This window comes from Flavobacterium enshiense, assembly GCF_022836875.1.
In the GTDB taxonomy this organism is placed as follows: Bacteria; Bacteroidota; Bacteroidia; order Flavobacteriales; family Flavobacteriaceae; genus Flavobacterium; species Flavobacterium enshiense_A.
Window position 1 is genome coordinate 3,020,497 of record NZ_CP090376.1, and the last position, 18,964, is coordinate 3,039,460.

Here is an 18,964-nt window from a genome sequence, read left to right on the forward strand (position 1 = left end):
AACAAAAAATGAATGAGAACGAATACGAGCTGTAAATCATAAAAAAATAAAGGGGTAAACAACCTTACGAATTCGGCTTGTTTACCCCTTTTTACTGTTATGTTTTTCAGTGGCTATGCCTTTTTCAAAGATGTCATGTCAATTACGAAGCGGTAACGAACATCGCTTTTAAGCATTCTTTCGTAGGCTTCGTTAATATCCTGCATCTTAATCACCTCAATTTCCGAGACGATGTTGTGCTTGCCACAAAAATCAAGCATTTCCTGTGTTTCGGCTATACCGCCAATTAAAGAACCTGCCACAGCTTTTCTGCCCATAATCATCGGAACAGTTTGCAAAATAGGCTCCAATCCTCCCAAATAACCCACCACAACCAAAGTACCGCTGATATTTAAAGTCCCAATATATGGATTCACGTCATGAATATAAGGCACGGTATCAATAATCACATCAAATTTTCCGCTTACAGAACTCATTTGCGCTTCATCTGTTGAGATAATTACAGCATCGGCACCTAAATCCTTAGCATCTTTTTCTTTATTGGGTGATCTTGAAAAGAGGGTTACTTCTGCCCCTAAACCTTTAGCGAGTTTAATAGCCATATGCCCCAATCCGCCTAAACCCACAACGGCCACTTTACTGCCTTTGCCAACATTCCAATGACGAAGCGGTGACCAAGTGGTGATTCCGGCGCAAAGTAGCGGAGCTGTAGCTGCCAAATCCAGATTGGAAGGCACTTTCAGTACGAAATGTTCGTCTACCACAACTTTTTCGGAATAGCCGCCAAACGTCATTCCGCCTAAATGTTTGTCTTCACTGTTATATGTTCCTACCCATCCGTTCAGGCAGTATTGTTCTAGATCTTGTGCACAACTACTGCAGGTACGGCAAGAATCAACCAAACAACCTACGGCGGCAAAATCTCCGACTTTCACTTTGGTCACTTCGCTGCCTACTTTGGTTACTTTGCCCACAATTTCGTGTCCGGGAACTGCCGGATAAGTCGTAAAGCCCCAATCGTTCCTTGCCGTGTGCAAATCGGAGTGGCAAACGCCGCAATACAAAATATCAATTTCAATATCTTTTGCAGTAACGTCCCTGCGTTCGATATTCATTAGTTTCAAAGGCGCATCGGCCGCCTGTGTCCCGTATGCTTTCACGTTGGTTGTTTCCATAATTACATTTACTTTTTTTATTGGTTGTTATTTAAACTTTCAAAATATGCAAATTATTGATAATAAAATCGGTTTTTTTTCACGGGTTAAACAGTATTTCAAGTCGCTTATCATTACTCTCAAAAACGACCTTTGACCAAAACGGATGTGCTTTGTGCATCGTAGGAAACCAATTTCGGTTTTCCCCCGAAACGATAAACAAACCGTATTCATCTCCCAAAACGGAGAAGTTTTCACGTTTAGGCTGTTTTGCAAAATAATCGGTTTGGTATTGCTGATTGACTTCGTCACAAAATCCGAAAACATCCGGCACAACAAAACCAATTTCGCTGATTTTTATAAACGAATTGTTGTTGAAATTTCCATCCGAAACGTTCTTCAGATCATAGCGCACGATGCATTCCAAAATATTCCCATTGGAATCATAGAAATAAAAGGATTTGGCGTTCCAACTGGAGAAGTCGACTATATAGTCATTGTCGTTATACGGAATAGCTTCGGCTCTTTCACTAACCCATTCCAATGCTTCCAAAAGTTTGTTCTCCGGAATATCGAAGGCGACATGATAAACCGGTTTTTGAACTTCTTCCGACAAATGAAAACACAACTGAGAAGTTCCCGTTTGTAAACAAAGAAGTTCATCCGTTTTCACAATGACTTCGAAACCTAGCTTTTGCTTATAAAAGAATTCGGTTTCCGAAAGCGAATTGGTCAACAAATGAACTTCCGATATTTTCATGATTCTGTACTGTTATTTTGCCAAATCAAAACGATCAAGGTTCATGACTTTATTCCATGCCGATACAAAATCTTTCACAAATTTCTCCTGAGCGTCCGAACTTGCATATACTTCAGCCAATGATCTCAATTCCGAATTAGAACCAAAGATAAGGTCTGCACGGGTTCCTGTCCATTTTACACCGGAGGCATTTCTTCCCTCAAACAATTCCTCATGTTCATCAACTGCTTTCCAGGTTGTACCCATGTCGAGTAAATTCACGAAGAAATCGTTGGTAAGTGTTTCCGGACGATTGGTAAACACTCCATGTTTGGAATTATCAAAGTTGGTATTCAATACACGCATACCGCCTATCAAAACCGTCAATTCGGGAGCAGTTAATGTCAGCAATTGTGCTTTATCCACCAACATTGCTTCTGTTGGAATTGAAAACTTGGATTTCGCATAATTTCGGAATCCATCGGCTTTCGGCTCCAGCACAGCAAATGACGCTACATCGGTTTTATCCTGTGTAGCATCCATACGGCCGGGAGCAAAAGTAACAGTTACAGAATGTCCCGCATTTTTTGCAGCTTTCTCAACTCCTGCGCAGCCCGCCAAAACAATAAGATCAGCAAGTGATACTTTTTTACCGCCAGATTGTGCATTATTAAATTCTTTCTGAATGCCTTCCAGCGTATTCAAAACTTTTGATAATTGCGTAGGATTATTTACCGTCCAAGATTTCTGAGGCTCCAAACGGATGCGGGCACCATTAGCGCCACCGCGTTTGTCGGAACCACGGAAAGTAGATGCAGAAGCCCAAGCTGTACATACTAATTGCGAAACAGTAAGACCAGAATCCAATATTTTAGCTTTTAATGATGCAATATCACTTTCATTGATCAATTCATGATCCACTGCTGGAATCGGATCTTGCCAAAGCAATTCTTCTTTTGGGACTTCAGGGCCAAGATAACGGGCAATCGGTCCCATATCACGGTGTGTTAACTTATACCATGCACGGGCAAAGGCATCAGCCAACTGATCCGGATTTTCATAAAAACGTCTTGAAATTTTTTCATAAATAGGATCAAAACGTAGCGTAAGGTCTGTGGTAAGCATGGTCGGCATATGCATTTTGGAAGGGTCGTGTGCATCCGGGATTGTCTTCGCACCTCCTTTTGCCACCCATTGAAATGCTCCCGCCGGGCTTTTTGTCAGTTCCCACTCATTATTAAAGAGATTATCGAAGAAGTGATTGCTCCATTTTGTTGGTGTTTGTGTCCACGTCACTTCCGGTCCTCCCGTAATGACATCTCCTCCTTTACCGGTACCGTGTTTACTTACCCAGCCCAAACCTTGGAGTTCGATACTTGCACCTTCCGGTTCAGCACCTACAAGTGCAGCATCTCCTGCCCCATGCGCCTTACCGAAAGTGTGTCCGCCAGCTATAAGTGCCACGGTTTCTTCGTCATTCATGGCCATGCGGGCAAATGTTTCGCGAATATCGATTGCTGCGGCAAGAGGATCAGGGTTTCCGTTTGGCCCTTGCGGATTTACATAGATTAAACCCATTTGCACAGCCGCAAGCGGATTTTCAAGATCACGCTCTCCTGAGTAACGTTTATCATCCAGCCATTCCGTTTCAGAACCCCAGTATACATTTTCTTCCGGTTCCCAGACATCTTCACGTCCTCCTGCAAAACCAAATGTTTTAAATCCCATTGATTCTAAAGCAACATTCCCAGCCAGAATCATAAGATCTGCCCATGAAATTTTACGTCCGTATTTTTGTTTGATCGGCCAAAGTAGTCTGCGCGCCTTATCAAGATTGGCATTATCCGGCCAGCTGTTAAGCGGTGCGAAACGCTGTTGTCCGGCTCCTGCTCCTCCACGACCATCACCTATTCTATAAGTCCCGGCGCTGTGCCATGCCATACGGATAAAAAGAGGTCCGTAATGCCCGAAATCGGCCGGCCACCAATCCTGCGAATCGGTCATAAGGTCATTAAGGTCTTTTTTGACAGCTGCCAAATCAAGGCTTTTGAATTCTGCTGCGTAATTAAAAGTTTCACCCATCGGATTTGATAGGGATGAATTTTGACGCAGCATGTTTACTTTTAACTGATTGGGCCACCAATCCTTGTTTTTTGTCCCGATTCCACCCATGTTCTCATTTTGGGTTGTGTCGGAAAACGGACACTTACCTTGGCTATTCGAATTGTTTTCCATTTTTTATAATGTTATTAGTGATTGATTTCTATTTTCATTAACAGTATAATTACAAAATCAAATTTCTGGGGCCCAACATTTTATAACTGTTAAATTTAATTAAAATTACCGAATTAACTTATCGTTATTTTATAAATCAAATTGATTATTATTATTTTCTCATAAGAAAATCTAATACAAAAAAATTGGTATGATGTTTGTTTACCTTTGAACACTAATTCAAATGAGCATGAAAAAAACAGTACTTCTTTTGGCTTTTATTCCTTTTTTTGGATGTGCCGAAATGCAACAGGTTATTGATCAGTTACCACAAACACCAGGCGGACTGGAACAGGTTTATGTCGGCCAAGCCGAAATTTCTTCCGGATTGAAAGAAGCCTTGAACAAAGGAATTGACAAACAGGTAGTAAAACTTACCGCTGCCGATGGTTTCTACAAAAATGAAATGGTAAAAATACTTTTGCCTGAAGAACTTAAAAAAGTAGACAAAACACTTCGTGATATCGGTATGAGTAAATTGGCTGACGAAGGTTTAAAAGTTATGAACCGCGCTGCTGAAGATGCAGTAAAAGAAGCAACTCCAATCTTTGTTAACGCTGTAAAAGGAATGAGTTTTACCGATGCCCGAAATATTTTATTGGGTAATGACCGTTCGGCAACGACCTATTTAGAAACATCAACCTCAACGGCTTTATATGCAAAATTCAACCCGGTGATTAAACAATCGTTTGCTAAAGTAGGCGCTGATAAAGTTTGGACTACCATCATTACAAAATACAACAGCGTTCCGTTGGTCAAAAAGGTAAATCCGGATTTAACCGATTACACTACCAACAAAGCAATGGAAGGTGTATTCAAAATGATTGCGGTTGAAGAAAAAGACATCCGTAACAACCTGACAGCCAGAAGCACCGATTTGTTAAAAAAGGTATTTGCTCTACAAGACAAAAAACAAGGCTAAAAATTTAGAAATCAATAAGATACAAATAACAATTTGTTAACACTAACTACAAAAAAATTGTTGGAACTTTGTAATCAAATAGAGAGTTTCTCATTTGGTTAGGGTTAGTTTAAAAGGAATTCCACGCTTTCGGGCGTGGTTTTTTTATGGAATTAATCCAGACGAAGGTGCAATTGCTTGAAGTAATCAAAAGCTTTCACTAATCGGCTTCCATACCATGAAAACATTTCGCCATCCACAAAAACAGTTTTGGCATGATGGGTATGACGCCCTAATTCAAAAGCATGCTCGTCCTTAAACGGAAAGGGTTCCGAAGACAACAAAACTATATCCGGATCGCCCTGAATACGCATTTTCTGAATCACAATTTCAGGATACCTTCCTTCGTATTTAGGATGATTATCGTAGATATTTTCGAATTTATTCAATTTCAGCAATTCATTGATAAAATTATCCCCGCCGGCTACCATATACGGATTGGCCCATATAAAATATGCCACTTTCTGAACTTCTTTATCTTTCATGAAGTTTTGAAAATCAGCTAAGGCGAAATTGGTTTTATCAATCCACTTTTGGGCATCAGTACGTTTATTGAACAACTCCCCGAAATCCGAAATCATCTGAAGATTGTCTTCAATGGTTATAATGTTCGTTACCCAAACCGGACAAATATCTTTTAACGATTCTACAATCTCAAGCGTATTTTCTTCCTTATTGGCAATGATGATATCAGGTTGTAATTCTTTTATCTTATCAATCTTAACCTGTTTGGTACCTCCAACGATTGTTTTAGTCGACTTGAAATGAAACGGATGTACGCAGAATTTAGTAATCCCCACGATACTGTCTTCCAAACCCAAATCGTAAAGCAATTCGGTTTGGGACGGAACCAGGGAAATAATTCTTTTAGGTGTTTGAGCGAACGAATGTTGCGTTCCGAGTTGATCGGTTAATTGTTTCAAGCGATTTTGTTTAAAGTTGCTGTTTCTAAGTTAAAATTCGTACGCTTAGCTTAAAATACTTTGCATTTCCTGCTGCAACTTCAAAGCTTCAACTCTCGCTTTTTCGGCAAAATCAGCTTCGGTAGAAGCATAAATAATACCGCGTGAAGAATTGATCAGCAAACCGACATTTTCATTCATTCCGTACTTGCAAACCTCAGCTAAGCTTCCGCCTTGTGCTCCTACTCCCGGCACCAATAAGAAACTGTCCGGAACAATTTTTCGGATTTCGGTAAAATATTCCGCTTTGGTTGCTCCTACCACATACATCAGGTTTTTGGAGTTTTTCCAGCTTTTTGATGTTTCCAGAACAACTTTGTACAATTCTGTCCCATCTACATTCTGCGTCTGAAAATCGAAAGCTCCTTCATTTGACGTTAAGGCCAACATGATGGTATGCTTGTCTTCAAAAGCTAAAAACGGCTCTACCGAATCTTTCCCCATATAAGGTGCCACAGTAACTGAATCGAAATTCAAATCATTGAAAAAAGCTCTCGCATACATGGAAGAAGTATTTCCTATATCACCGCGTTTTGCATCGGCAATGGTGAAAATTTCTGGATACTTTTCGTTGATATAATTGATGGTTTTTTCAAGAGACTGCCAACCTTGAATTCCGTATGCCTCGTAAAAAGCCGTGTTCGGTTTATAGGAAACACACAAATCGTGTGTTGCATCGATTATAGCTTTATTAAATTCGAAAATAGGATCTTCCGTTTGTAACAGATGCTCCGGAATTTTGTTTAAATCGACATCCAATCCAATGCACAGGAATGATTTTTTGGATTGAATTTGCTCTTGTAATTGTTCTGTTGTCATCTTTTAAGTTGCTGAGCGGCAAAGTTACGAAGTTGCCGAGTATTTTTCAGTATGTTTTTATACCATCCGATTCCAAAAGTTCAAATAGTTTACTCTTTAGCCCCGTCCCGATAGCTATCGGGAGAAGCGGTGCCTTGCAGAGCGGAAAGTGGGAACATGGATTCCAAAAAAGCCCAAGCCATTCGCTCCAAAAAAAAACCATACATCAACAAGTTCAGTATGGAATCTTTTTTCTATTCTCTTTACTCTATTTTCTTTTAGAAAACTTCGCTTTCTTTCAGCTTTTCGGTGTTATTCACCAATTGCAGCTCGTCTACGATTTTCTGGATATCTCCGTTCATGATGTTTCCTAAATCGTATAATGTTAACCCAATTCGGTGATCGGTAACACGGCCTTGCGCATAGTTATAGGTACGGATTTTTGCCGAACGGTCACCAGAACTAACCTGTGACGAACGTTTGGTGGCATCTTCTTCCTGTTTTTTTGCCAATTCCTGTTCGTACAAACGGGAACGCAAAACTTCTAACGCCCTGTCTTTATTTTTATGCTGTGATTTCTGATCCTGACATTGCGCCACCAATCCGGTTGGAATATGTGTTAAACGCACTGCCGATTTTGTCGTATTTACCGACTGACCTCCAGGCCCTGACGAACAGAAGTAGTCGATGCGCACATCGTTCATGTCGATTTGTACGTCGAATTCTTCGGCTTCAGGAAGCACCATAACCGTTGCTGCGGAAGTATGTACACGTCCCTGAGTCTCTGTTTGCGGTACACGCTGAACACGGTGAACCCCTGCTTCAAACTTTAATGTTCCGTAAACGTCTTCACCGGTAACTTCGAAAATCACCTCTTTGAATCCTCCGGAAGTTCCTTCGTTCATATCCACCACTGAAGTTCTCCAGCCTTTGCTTTCGCAGTATTTGGTATACATACGGAACAAATCTCCGGCAAAAATAGAAGCTTCGTCCCCACCTGTACCGGCACGGATTTCCACCATCACGTTTTTCGCGTCTTCCGGATCTTTCGGGATCAACATGAATTTGATTTCTTCCTCTAATTGAGGTAAACGCTCTTGAGCTTCATCCAATTGCATTTTGGCCATTTCCACCATTTCGGCATCAGAACCATCGGCAATAATCTCCTTCGCTTCTTTTATATTTCCGTCAAGATTGATGTATTCCTCGCGTTTTTCAACTAAGGCTTTCAAATCTTTGTATTCTTTATTTAACTGAACATAACGTTTTTGGTCGGCGATAACATCGGGTTGAATAATCAAATCCGAGATCTCGTCAAAACGCTGTTTTACATATTGCAATCTGTCTAACATATTCTGTACGTTTTATATACGTTGTATTGGAGTGCAAAATTACAAAAAAAATACGTTCAAAAAACAGCAAAAATCTACTTCTATTTTTTTGTTTCGTATTATTCAATTTATATACCTTTATCCCGATTAAAATCCCGAATGAAAATGAAAAAAATTACTGTTACATTAGCTGTAATTTCACTAGCTGCTTGTAACCAAAGAAAGGAGAGTTCACTGCAAATTGGTGAACCGGAAGAGATTGTAACCAAAACTTACGAAGAGCTTGAAAAAGCAGACTGGCTTTTGGGTGAATGGGGAACTGCTTCTGCGGAAGGTAATTTAACCGAGACCTGGAAACAGGAAAACGACAGTACTTTTGTCGGAGAGAGCTTTATTACAGCAGCAATTGACACTGTATTTCATGAAAATGTTGTCTTACAACAAAAGAACGACAGTTTATTCTACAATGTAACAGTAAAAGGGCAAAACAACAACGAGCCTGTTCCTTTTTACATGACCACTGCGAATGAAAAACAGTTGGTTTTTGAAAATCCGAAACATGATTTTCCTAACAAGATTACTTACAATCTGATTTCCTCCGATAGCTTAGTGGCCGTAATTTCGGGATTGAAAGACGGAAAAGAAAGCACGGAAAACTTCCCGATGAAGAAAAAATAATCTACCTCAATTGAAACCCTCGAACGAATCGAGGGTTTTTTATTTCTAAAAAATTGAAAATCAACAAGTAATAAAAATATCACAAATTTATTTAAAATAAGTCTAAATAAATCTTGAATCTAATCTTTTCAGAAGTTAGTTTTGCATCAAGATATTATTTTAATTTATTCTAAATAAAAATGAAAAAACTAATTGTCCCTATTTCAATCTTTCTCATTGGCTTGCAACTGAGTGCACAGGAAAAGGATAAGCAAATCAAAAACGATTCGATCAAGAAACTTGATGAAGTTATCGTAAACGGTAAGACGAACAAATTCAAAAGAGAAAAAAGCACCTCCGTTTCAAAAATGCCTTTGTCGGACATTGAAAATCCACAGGTATACAACGCTATTCCTGCTGAACTTTTAAAAGAACAAGTCGTTACAAATTTCAACGACGCTTTAAAAAATGCCACAGGAGTTACCCGTCTTTGGGAATCGACCGGTCGTGGTGGTGACGGAGCTGAATTTTATTCTATGAGAGGTTTTGCTGTTCAGCCAACAATGGTCAACGGCTTACCGGGAATTAACAATGGAAGCATTGACCCTGTAAACGTCGATAACTTAGAGGTCATCAAAGGCCCTTCAGGAACTTTATTTGGAAGCAGTTTAATTTCATACGGAGGATTAATTAACATCGTTACCAAAAAACCTTACTCGAATTTTGGAGGTGAAATTTCATATAATGCCGGTACTTATGGTATGAACAGAATCACAGCCGATATAAATACCCCATTGACCCAACAAAAAGATGTTTTACTTCGCGTTACGACAGCCTACCAGACAGAAAACAGCTTTCAGGATGCTGGTTTTGGAAAATCACTCTTTTTTGCCCCATCATTAACCTATATTGTGAATGACCGCTTGAAATTTTTGGTTAATACCGAATTCACCAGCAGAAATTCTGCAAATGCACCGATGCTGTTTATTAATAGATCTAGTCCTGTTTCATTTAATTCGATCGATTTGTTTGAGCAGAATTATAAAAATTCATTCACTTCGAACGAATTATCAATTAGTAACCCTACTTTCAACATGCAAGGACAAATGTTGTATACCTTGAATGACAGCTGGACTTCTCAAACCGTATTATCTAGAAGCAGCAGTAAAACTGATGGATATTATTCTTATTTGTGGGATCTGTCGGATGGTAATACTTTTTTCCGCTTTATTTCAAAAAGAAACGGAGAAACTTTCACTACGGACATTCAGCAAAACTTTATAGGGGACTTCAAAATAGGTAATTTTAGAAATAGAATAGTTGCCGGACTGGATTATTACAAATCGAACATTATGAACGGAAGTTCCGGATATGTTGGTAACGGACTTGTTACTCTAGCCGATGGAAACGACACAGGTGATCTAACGCAGGCAGGTGTAGACAATTTACTTGTAGGTTCTTTCGAAGGAAATTCAACAGCCGAAAATGAAGTTTTCAGTGCTTATGCGTCGGATGTCTTTAATGTGACCCCACAATTTTCAGCAATGGTAAGTGGTAGATTGGATCATTTTAAAGGACAAACACAATATTGGTCAACAGATGAAAGCAAAGGACAAACTGCTTTTTCCCCTAAATTTGGTTTGGTTTATCAACCCATTATAAATCGAGTTTCAATTTTTGCCAACTACATGAACGGCTTTGTGAATGTTGCTCCAAAACAGGTTTCGGACGCGGATGGCACTAACACAAGAATGAAATCCTTTGATCCGGAGCATGCTAAGCAATATGAATTTGGAGTAAAAACAAATTTATATAAGGATAAAGTTTCCATTACGGCCAGTTACTATAACATCTATGTTAAAAACAAAATAACCAGTGATCCATATAATATCAATAATACCAATCAAGGCGCAGAAGTTGAAAGTAAAGGTATTGAAATCAGCATTATCGCCAGTCCTATAAAAGGTTTGAACATCGTTGGAGGATTCAGCAATAATCATAGTGAGACGAAGAAAGATGATTTCTATAATGGATATTTAGGTTTGCGTCCTGAGGAGGCAGGGCCCGAAACGTTGGTGAATCTTTGGACAAGTTATACTGTTCCTAATGGAAAACTAAAAGGCTTAGGGTTCGGATTTGGAGGAAATTATGCCAGTGATTTTAAAACCTTAAACCGTGGTACTATATTAGTGGAAGACACAACTACAGGAGAACTGATACCTACCTATATAGGATCATTTGAATTACCAGAGTATGTAGTTTTAAATACTGGAGTGTCTTACAACAATGATAAATTTATCTTCAACCTGAAACTGAATAATTTGTTGAATGAGAAGTATTTTTCAGGTTGGTCAACTGTTACTCCACAGAAATCGAGAAACCTGACCGCAGGATTGACCTTCAGATTTTAATATTAAATAATTTGTGTTTGTTTAGTTTAAACCAAGCTCCTCACTTTGGTGGGGAGTTTTTATCGTTAAGAAATGAAAAACCTCAATTTAAAAAAAGCTATACGTAAAATTCACCTTTGGCTGGGATTGACCAGTGGATCTGTCGTTTTCATTTTGGCTCTTACCGGATGTTTGTATGCTTTTCAGGAAGAGATTCAGAATCTTACTCAGGAGTACCGCTTTGTCGAAAAACAGAACTCCCCCTTTTTGCCCCCATCGCAATTACAAAAGATTGCTGTAAAAGAACTTCCTGTCAAGAAATTACATGCCATAAAATACAATGAACCCCATAAATCGGTCGAAGCCATATTTTACAACTATGAACCTTTTTACCACTATACGGTATACCTTAACCCTTATAACGGAAAGGTGTTAGAAACTGTCAATATGGAAAAAGGATTCTTCCGTTTTATTCTGGATGGCCATTTCTATTTGTGGCTTCCCCATGAAATTGGACAAACCGTTGTGGCCAGCTTTACCCTTATTTTCATTCTGATGATAATCAGCGGTTTCATTCTTTGGTATCCGAAAAACAAAAAAGCAGCCAAACAGCGCTTTTGGTTTCAGTGGAAAGAAGGACTCAAATGGAAACGAAAAAACTACGACTTACACAATATCACAGGGTTTTATGTGATGAGTATCGCACTGATTTTCGCCATAACCGGCTTGGTTTGGGGATTCCCTTGGTTTGCTTATTGTTACTATAAGGTAACCGGTGGCAAAAAAGAATTGATTTACCAAGACCCTGTTTCTGTAAAACCAAAAGGTTTTGATACCAAAACAGCCAATCCTTTGGATAAGACTTGGGCAATGATGCAAGAGGAATACCCGACCGCCAAATCCATTGAAGTGCATCCACCTGAAACTGACAGTATGTCGATTGCCGCTAACGCAAATCCGGAAACAGGCACGTACTGGAAAATAGACTACCGTTACTTCGACCAATACACCTTAAAAGAAAAACAGGTTAATCATATTTGGGGGCGTTTCCCTGAAGCAAGCAACTCTGATAAACTGATGCGGATGAATTACGATATTCACACGGGAGCCATTATGGGCTTACCCGGAAAAATATTTGCTTTCTTAATCAGTTTACTGATTGCCAGCTTACCCGTTACCGGATTTTTGATTTGGTGGGGAAGGAAAAAGAAAAAAGGTTCTCGAAATTGAGAACCTTTTTTTATTTAGTTTTTCATTGGGATATTCTCCAAAATCTCAAGGACAAATTTCCAGTATTTCTGAGCCGAAGAAATCGACGCTCTTTCATCCGGACTGTGTGCTCCTTTGATGGTCGGTCCGAAGGAAATCATGTCCATATCCGGATAATTGGTTCCTAAGATACCACATTCCAATCCGGCATGACAAGCAGCAACGTTTGGTTTGGAACCGTTTTGTTTTTCGTAGATGGACGCCATCACATCTAAAATCGGAGACGTTACATTAGGTGTCCAGCCAGGGTAAGAACCGGTAACTGTCACTTCGCAGCCAAACAATTCGTAAGCCGAACGTAATGCATTTGCCAAGTCAAATTTTGATGATTCAACAGATGAGCGTGTTAAGTTCTGAATTGAGATTTCCCCATCTTTAACAATTACGCGAGCAATGTTGTTGGAAGTTTCAACAAGGCTTTCCATATCGGCACTCATTCTGTAAACACCGTTATGAGCCGAATAAATTGAACGCAACAAACCTTCCTGAACTCCTAAATCCATTACTTTTGAAGGTAAATCGGATTTTACGATTTCGATAGTTAGGTTTTTCTCAGTCGTTTTGAATTCGAATTTGATATCGTTTATTACTTCCTGCATATCAAACACGAAAGCCTCATCATACATTTCTGCAATGATTACTTTTGCAACACTCTCACGCGGAATCGCGTTACGCAAACTTCCTCCGTTGATTTCTGCAATCTGCAAACCGAAGTTTTCAAATCCGTCGAACAATAAACGGTTCATGATTTTGTTGGCATTACCCAGACCTTTATCGATGTCCATTCCGGAGTGACCGCCGTTTAAACCTTTAACGGTAATGGTATACCCAACAGAACCTTCAGGAACTTCTTCTTCATTATATTGACGGGTTGCCGTAACATCCACACCTCCGGCACAACCAATACCGATCTCATCATCTTCTTCAGTATCTAAATTTAGAAGGATTTCACCATCGAGCAAACCGCCTTTTAATCCCATGGCTCCGGTCATTCCGGTTTCTTCATCGATAGTGAATAACGCTTCGATAGCCGGGTGTTTGATATCTGTGCTTTCTAAAATCGCCATGATTGTTGCTACACCAAGTCCGTTATCCGCTCCAAGTGTTGTTCCTTTGGCGCGAACCCAGTCACCATCAACATACATTTCAATTCCCTGAGTATCGAAATCGAAAACAGTATCGTTATTTTTTTGGTGCACCATATCCAAATGCGACTGCATTACGATGGTTTTACGATTTTCCATTCCTGCCGTAGCCGGTTTTTTGATGATTACGTTTCCTATCTCATCGTTAATGGTTTCAAGACCTAGTTTTTTTCCGAAATCCATCATAAATGCAATTACGCGTTCTTCTTTTTTAGACGGGCGCGGTACAGCATTCAGGTCGGAAAATTTATTCCAAAGCTGTTTAGGCTCAAGGTTTCTTACTTCCTGGCTCATATTTTTTATTTAATGTTGTTTTTTTCTACAAAGTCCCAAAGGTACAAAGTTTTACCACTTTGCAGAAGAGAAAATCGCGTAATTTTTAATCGGAATTATCGTGATTCAGAAGTTTTGAATGTGCCACATGATCCTCAAAAAGCTGCGGAATTTTTTTCTCGGAGACCTCGCCATACCAAACATTGTCGGGTTGAAAACCAATAACAGGAGCGCACTTGCAGTTATCTGTGCATTGTGTTTTTATAATCACCACTTCGCCTTTCATTTCGGTTTGCTTGATCAGACCGCGAAACACTTTTCGGTTGTTTTTGTTGTCTTTGCTGCATTTATTACCATCGCAAAACAAAATGACTTTTTTCCGCATTTCTAGCTTTCTCATGGCGTACTTTTTTTAGCGTTTCTTCCGTCTTACAAATTTACGACAACTCTTTCATTCCTTCATTCAATTTACATTTTTTATATTTAGCAAAATTTTCTCCATGAACCGAAAACTGATTTTACCACTCTTTCTCGTTTTTCAACTGATCGGATTAAAAATACTTTCCTTTTTTCCTGAAACTGTGGAACGCTTTTACAGCAACGGATTCTATCCTCCTTTGGCAAGAATTTCGAGAATCACGTTGGGAAAAATTCCGTTTTCTGTGGGTGACGTTATCTATTGTATTGCCGTTTTCTTTTTGCTTCGCTGGTTTTGGAAGCAGCGAAAAACCTGGAAAATGCAGTGGAAATCAAATCTGCTGTCGTTTTTAGGATTTGTATCGGTATTTTATTTTTTCTTCAACCTAATGTGGGGAATAAACTATTTACGGATTCCGATGTATGTAAAACTCAACATCGAACGCGAATACACCCCCGAAGAATTATTAGCGTTTACCAAACTGATGATTGTAAAAACCAATGCAATCCATTCACAATTGGTCAAAAATGATACTGTTAAAGTTGTATTGCCTTTCAATCGAGAACAAATCTTTGAGAAAACCCAGAACGGTTATGACAATCTCTGTAAAGCCTTCCCTTATCTAAAATATGAAAATCATTCGGTTAAACCTTCCCTTTTAAGTACACCTCTGACATACATGGGCTTTGGCGGTTACCTCAACCCGTTTACCAATGAAGCACAGGTAAACAATCTGATTCCCTTGCACAATTTTACTACTACCACCGGACATGAAATGGCACATCAAATCGGAATTGGCCCTGAAAGTGAGGCGAATTTTATCGGTTATATGGCGACAATTTACAACGACGATATTTATTTCAGATATTGTGGTTATGCCTATGCGTTACGTTATTGTTTAGGAAACATGGAGAACTTTAAAGAAGGTTCTTCCGAAAAATTACTTCCGCTGATTCATCCCGGAATCTTGAAAAACTTTGAAGAAACCGAAAAATTCTGGGACAGCCATCAAACATTTATCGACGTGATTTTCCACACATTTTACGACAACTTCCTGAAAGTAAACCAGCAAAAAGACGGTTTGGAAGGCTACAGTAAGTTTGTCGGACTGATGGTTAATTATTATAAAACCAACAAGCTTTAGATTTAACCGATTTTTTTTAAGTATTACTTATTTCTAAACCAATTGACTGATAAATTCGGCCGACTTGTCCAAAACAAAATCGGGTGCTTCTTTATGCGGCGTGTGTTTTATGTTTGGAATAATCAATTTTGACGAAGGACCGTTTACCTGCGAATTGATTTTTTCGACTTGTTCCAAGGTACCATACTCATCATCTTCACCTTGAATAATCAACGACGGACATTTAATCAATGGTAAAAAACTTTCCATGTTCCAAACCTTGAATTCGTCACTCGTCCATTTACCGGCCCATGCCCAAAACATATCCTCGGTTTTATCTCCGTGGTATTTCTCTAATTTGGACTTTAAATCGGTTGTCTTGTAAAGATCAATCGCTTCTCTAATACCATTTAAGGTAACTTCTTCCACAAGAACATGAGCTCCTTCGGTAATGATTCCTAAAATTTTCTCCGGATATTTTGCAGCAGTAAGCAAAGCTATGGAACCACCATCACTGTGACCGAATAGGATTGCCTTATCTATATTCCAATAATTCAGGAGTTCGTTCAACATATCCGCCTCAAGTTCCATGTAATCATTATCACGCTTAGCGTATATGAACGGACAGGATTTCCCATAACCCTGACGGTCATAAACCAAAACATTACAATTGGTCAATGCCCCCAGTTTTTCCGGAAAATCCCTCCACAATTCAACGCAACCCAATGAATCATGTAAAAAAATAATTGTTGGTCGCCCAGGATAATTGTCAATTCTTTTTATTGCGATTTCTTCTGGAGAAAATTTAATTTTTGTCTGCATGTTTGTCAGTTCTTTTGACATTTTAAAGTTTATCAATTCAATTCCTTCTCGCACAACTACTTGCTTTGTGACTACTTTAAAGCCTATCTTTTCAAAAAACGGCTTGGCAGTTATACTAACATCTGAAGTCAATCGCTTATTCCCAATTTTTATCGCTTCTTTTTCTAATTCAGAATAAAGTCTACTTGCAATTCCTTGCCCCTGATAGTCTTTATGCACATACATCAAATCGACATAATTTCCTTTGTCTAATGTGCAAAAGCCAATAATTTTTTCTGTGTCTTCGGCTACTAATACAAATTGGTTCCTCAGTATATCAAACCAACGTTCCTCGTCTTCAATACTTGAAGTCCACACTTTTATTTGTTGGTCACTATAATCATTTATGCAGACTGTCGTTATCGTATCCGCAAATAATTGTAACAGCTCCTTTAAATCATAGATTGTCCCTAGTCTTATTATTAGTTGTAAAGTCATGATATTATTTTGCATTTTCATTGTCGCCATTTAGCCTGAGGACAAATTTTTACATTACGTCACAAGTATATGGCTTAAAACCTTTACATTTCGTCACTGGTAAAACTCTGGATATTTTTCTTTTTATACGGACGGATGATCAAACGGCCTTCGCGATCGAATTTGATATAATTGTAAATCCAATTCATCAGCACCACTGCTTTGTTTTTGAATCCGATGAGCGAAAACAAATGTACAAACATCCAAACAAACCAGGCAAAAACGCCTTGAAAATGCCAATGAGGTAAATCGACCACCGCTTTATTTCTTCCGATAGTGGCCATCGAGCCTTTGTCGTTGTACATGAAGGGCTGCATTGTCTTATTTTGCAATTTCCGAATCAGGTTTTCTGCCAACAAATCACCTTGCTGTATCGCGGGCTGTGCCATCATGGGATGACCCTGCGGATTTTTATCGGACGCCATTAAAGCTACATCCCCTATGGCAAAAATATTATCATAACCCAATGCCTGATTGAATTCGTTCACCATCACACGATCGGCGCGTTCCGTTAAAGCTTCTTTTTTCAAACCGTTCACTACAGCGCCTTTCACCCCCGCTGCCCAAATAACCGTTGCGGTATCAAAAGTCAAATCCGAATTGGTGGTTACCGTTCTCCCGTCGTAATTGGTTACCCTTACACTTTTCCAAATACTTACCCCCAGTCCGTGGAGGAAATCTTCCGCTTTTTGCGATGATTTTGGCGACATTGCATCGAGCAAACGATCACTCCCCTGAACAACATGAATCCCCATATTGCGTATGTCCAAATCAGGATAGTCTTTCGGTAGTATAGCTTTTTTCATTTCAGCCAATGCTCCGGCCAGCTCTACTCCTGTTGGCCCCCCTCCTACAATTACGAAATTCATAAGCGCATTTCTTTCATTGATATCGTTGGTGAGTAATGCCTGTTCGAAATTTTCTAGGATCAGACTGCGGATATTTAGTGACTGCGGAATGGTTTTCATCGCCATACTGAAATTCTCGATTTCCTTATTTCCGAAATAATTGGTTTTGGAGCCAGTAGCAATCACAAGATAATCATAATACAGATCACCAATATCAGCAATGATTTTTTTGTTTTCAGCATCGATTTCCTTTACATTAGCCAGTCGGAAGTAGAAGTTCTCATAATCCTGCACTACTTTCCGGATGGGATAAGCAATGGACCCCGCTTCCAATCCGCCAGTGGCTACCTGATACAACAACGGCTGAAATGTATGGTAATTGTGTTTGTCGAGAAGGACAACCTGTGCATTTTTATTTTTAAGTTTTTTAGCCAGTGAAATTCCGGCAAAACCGCCACCTATAATTACGATGCGCGGAAAACTCGATCGGGGAATATTCATCTTCTTTTGAGTAGCTGAGTTACTGAGTTGCTAAGTTACGAAGAAAGTGGGCAGAAGAGTAATGAAAAAAGTGAGAAGGGAATTCAAAAAATTCTCGATTCGAAAAAAAATAAAAGTTCAAAAGAAGCCATAAGTTTTCACTTAGCCCCGATTGCAGTGGATCCCGATTTTTCATCGGGAGGAACGGAAAGCGGGAAAATGGCTTAAAAAAACACCTGAAGTGATGCTCCAAAAAAATAAAGCTTCAATAATTGTAACAATTGGTTAGGATTTAATACTAATTATTTATGAATTCGAGTTTAGAGCAGTCCTTTGTTTCACAATTAAAAGAACATCAGAATATTATCCACAAGATTTGTAGGCTGTATACTTCTGATGAAGATTCTCATAAGGACTTGTTTCAGGAAATTACCATTCAGCTTTGGAAAGCGTTCCCTCAATTTCGGGGTGATTCGAAATTTACCACCTGGGCTTATCGTGTGGCTTTGAATACGGCCATCACGCTTTACAGGAAAAAAACCAAATCGATCAACACTATCGAATTTGACAGTACGATTCACCGGTTTGCCCACGATGACTACAATTACGAAGAGGAAGAACAGATCAAGTTGTTATATAAAGCGGTGCACCAGTTGAACGACATTGAAAAAGCCTTGGTTTTTATGTACCTTGAAGACAAAGATTACACAGAGATTGCCGAAACACTTGGGATTAGCGAAGTAAATGCAAGGGTTAAAATGAACAGGATCAAAGGAAAATTAAAACGAATAGTAAATCCCTAAG

Annotated in this window: 16 protein-coding genes; 6 read left to right on the forward strand and 10 right to left on the reverse strand. The window is 39.2% G+C overall.

The window, feature by feature from the left end; translation table 11 throughout:
- Positions 1-113 precede the first annotated feature (113 nt).
- The 3 genes from LZF87_RS13675 to katG all read right to left on the reverse strand — a co-directional run bounded on the left by LZF87_RS13675 (position 114) and on the right by katG (position 4,128).
- On the reverse strand, positions 114-1,175 hold the full coding sequence (locus LZF87_RS13675) for an NAD(P)-dependent alcohol dehydrogenase (RefSeq protein WP_244339805.1): 1,062 nt from the start codon (positions 1,173-1,175) through the stop codon (positions 114-116).
- A 79-nt stretch (positions 1,176-1,254) separates the two neighbouring features.
- Positions 1,255-1,914 carry a VOC family protein gene (locus LZF87_RS13680; protein WP_244339807.1) on the reverse strand — a complete coding sequence of 220 codons (660 nt, stop codon included), beginning with the start codon at positions 1,912-1,914 and terminating at the stop codon, positions 1,255-1,257.
- A gap of 12 nt (positions 1,915-1,926) precedes the next feature.
- Positions 1,927-4,128 (reverse strand): catalase/peroxidase HPI, encoded by a 2,202-nt coding sequence (gene katG, locus LZF87_RS13685; RefSeq protein WP_244339808.1) that lies wholly within the window; start codon positions 4,126-4,128, stop codon positions 1,927-1,929.
- A gap of 229 nt (positions 4,129-4,357) precedes the next feature.
- Between katG and LZF87_RS13690 the strand changes: the two genes are divergently transcribed.
- Positions 4,358-5,089 (forward strand): DUF4197 domain-containing protein, encoded by a 732-nt coding sequence (locus LZF87_RS13690; RefSeq protein WP_244339810.1) that lies wholly within the window; start codon positions 4,358-4,360, stop codon positions 5,087-5,089.
- Between the two features lie 152 nt (positions 5,090-5,241).
- Here LZF87_RS13690 and LZF87_RS13695 read toward each other — a convergent pair whose 3' ends face one another.
- The 3 genes from LZF87_RS13695 to prfA form a co-directional block, all read right to left on the reverse strand.
- The gene (locus LZF87_RS13695; protein ID WP_244339812.1) at positions 5,242-6,051 is read right to left on the reverse strand and encodes an ABC transporter substrate-binding protein; all 810 of its coding nucleotides are present in this window, start codon (positions 6,049-6,051) and stop codon (positions 5,242-5,244) included.
- Between the two features lie 45 nt (positions 6,052-6,096).
- Positions 6,097-6,909: an orotidine-5'-phosphate decarboxylase gene (gene pyrF, locus LZF87_RS13700; RefSeq protein WP_244339814.1), complete on the reverse strand. Its 813-nt coding sequence runs from the start codon at positions 6,907-6,909 to the stop codon at positions 6,097-6,099.
- 257 nt (positions 6,910-7,166) lie between these two features.
- On the reverse strand, positions 7,167-8,240 hold the full coding sequence (prfA, locus tag LZF87_RS13705; RefSeq protein WP_244339816.1) for a peptide chain release factor 1: 1,074 nt from the start codon (positions 8,238-8,240) through the stop codon (positions 7,167-7,169).
- Between the two features lie 144 nt (positions 8,241-8,384).
- Here prfA and LZF87_RS13710 point away from each other — a divergent pair, with 144 nt between their 5' ends.
- The 3 genes from LZF87_RS13710 to LZF87_RS13720 all read left to right on the forward strand — a co-directional run bounded on the left by LZF87_RS13710 (position 8,385) and on the right by LZF87_RS13720 (position 12,496).
- Positions 8,385-8,897 carry a DUF6265 family protein gene (locus LZF87_RS13710; protein ID WP_244339818.1) on the forward strand — a complete coding sequence of 171 codons (513 nt, stop codon included), beginning with the start codon at positions 8,385-8,387 and terminating at the stop codon, positions 8,895-8,897.
- A gap of 179 nt (positions 8,898-9,076) precedes the next feature.
- A complete protein-coding gene (locus tag LZF87_RS13715; protein WP_244339820.1) occupies positions 9,077-11,287 on the forward strand; it encodes a TonB-dependent siderophore receptor in 2,211 nt (736 codons plus the stop codon).
- Between the two features lie 72 nt (positions 11,288-11,359).
- Positions 11,360-12,496: a PepSY-associated TM helix domain-containing protein gene (locus tag LZF87_RS13720; RefSeq protein WP_244339821.1), complete on the forward strand. Its 1,137-nt coding sequence runs from the start codon at positions 11,360-11,362 to the stop codon at positions 12,494-12,496.
- Between the two features lie 14 nt (positions 12,497-12,510).
- Here LZF87_RS13720 and LZF87_RS13725 read toward each other — a convergent pair whose 3' ends face one another.
- On the reverse strand, positions 12,511-13,974 hold the full coding sequence (locus tag LZF87_RS13725) for an aminoacyl-histidine dipeptidase (protein WP_244339822.1): 1,464 nt from the start codon (positions 13,972-13,974) through the stop codon (positions 12,511-12,513).
- Positions 13,975-14,059: 85 nt separating this feature from the next.
- Entirely contained in the window at positions 14,060-14,353 is a 294-nt protein-coding gene (locus LZF87_RS13730; protein ID WP_244339823.1) for a (2Fe-2S) ferredoxin domain-containing protein, read from the reverse strand.
- Positions 14,354-14,453: 100 nt separating this feature from the next.
- On the opposite strand from LZF87_RS13730, the gene LZF87_RS13735 reads away from it, so the two are divergent.
- Positions 14,454-15,515, forward strand: a complete 1,062-nt coding sequence (locus LZF87_RS13735; protein ID WP_244339824.1) for a DUF3810 domain-containing protein — start codon at positions 14,454-14,456, stop codon at positions 15,513-15,515.
- A 33-nt stretch (positions 15,516-15,548) separates the two neighbouring features.
- Here the strand turns inward: LZF87_RS13735 and LZF87_RS13740 are convergent, their stop codons facing one another.
- Positions 15,549-16,793 carry a GNAT family N-acetyltransferase gene (locus tag LZF87_RS13740; RefSeq protein ID WP_244339825.1) on the reverse strand — a complete coding sequence of 415 codons (1,245 nt, stop codon included), beginning with the start codon at positions 16,791-16,793 and terminating at the stop codon, positions 15,549-15,551.
- Positions 16,794-16,876: 83 nt separating this feature from the next.
- On the reverse strand, positions 16,877-18,181 hold the full coding sequence (locus LZF87_RS13745; protein ID WP_244339826.1) for an NAD(P)/FAD-dependent oxidoreductase: 1,305 nt from the start codon (positions 18,179-18,181) through the stop codon (positions 16,877-16,879).
- Positions 18,182-18,468: 287 nt separating this feature from the next.
- Between LZF87_RS13745 and LZF87_RS13750 the strand changes: the two genes are divergently transcribed.
- A complete protein-coding gene (locus LZF87_RS13750) occupies positions 18,469-18,963 on the forward strand; it encodes an RNA polymerase sigma factor (protein WP_023573989.1) in 495 nt (164 codons plus the stop codon).
- Position 18,964: the final 1 nt, after the last annotated feature.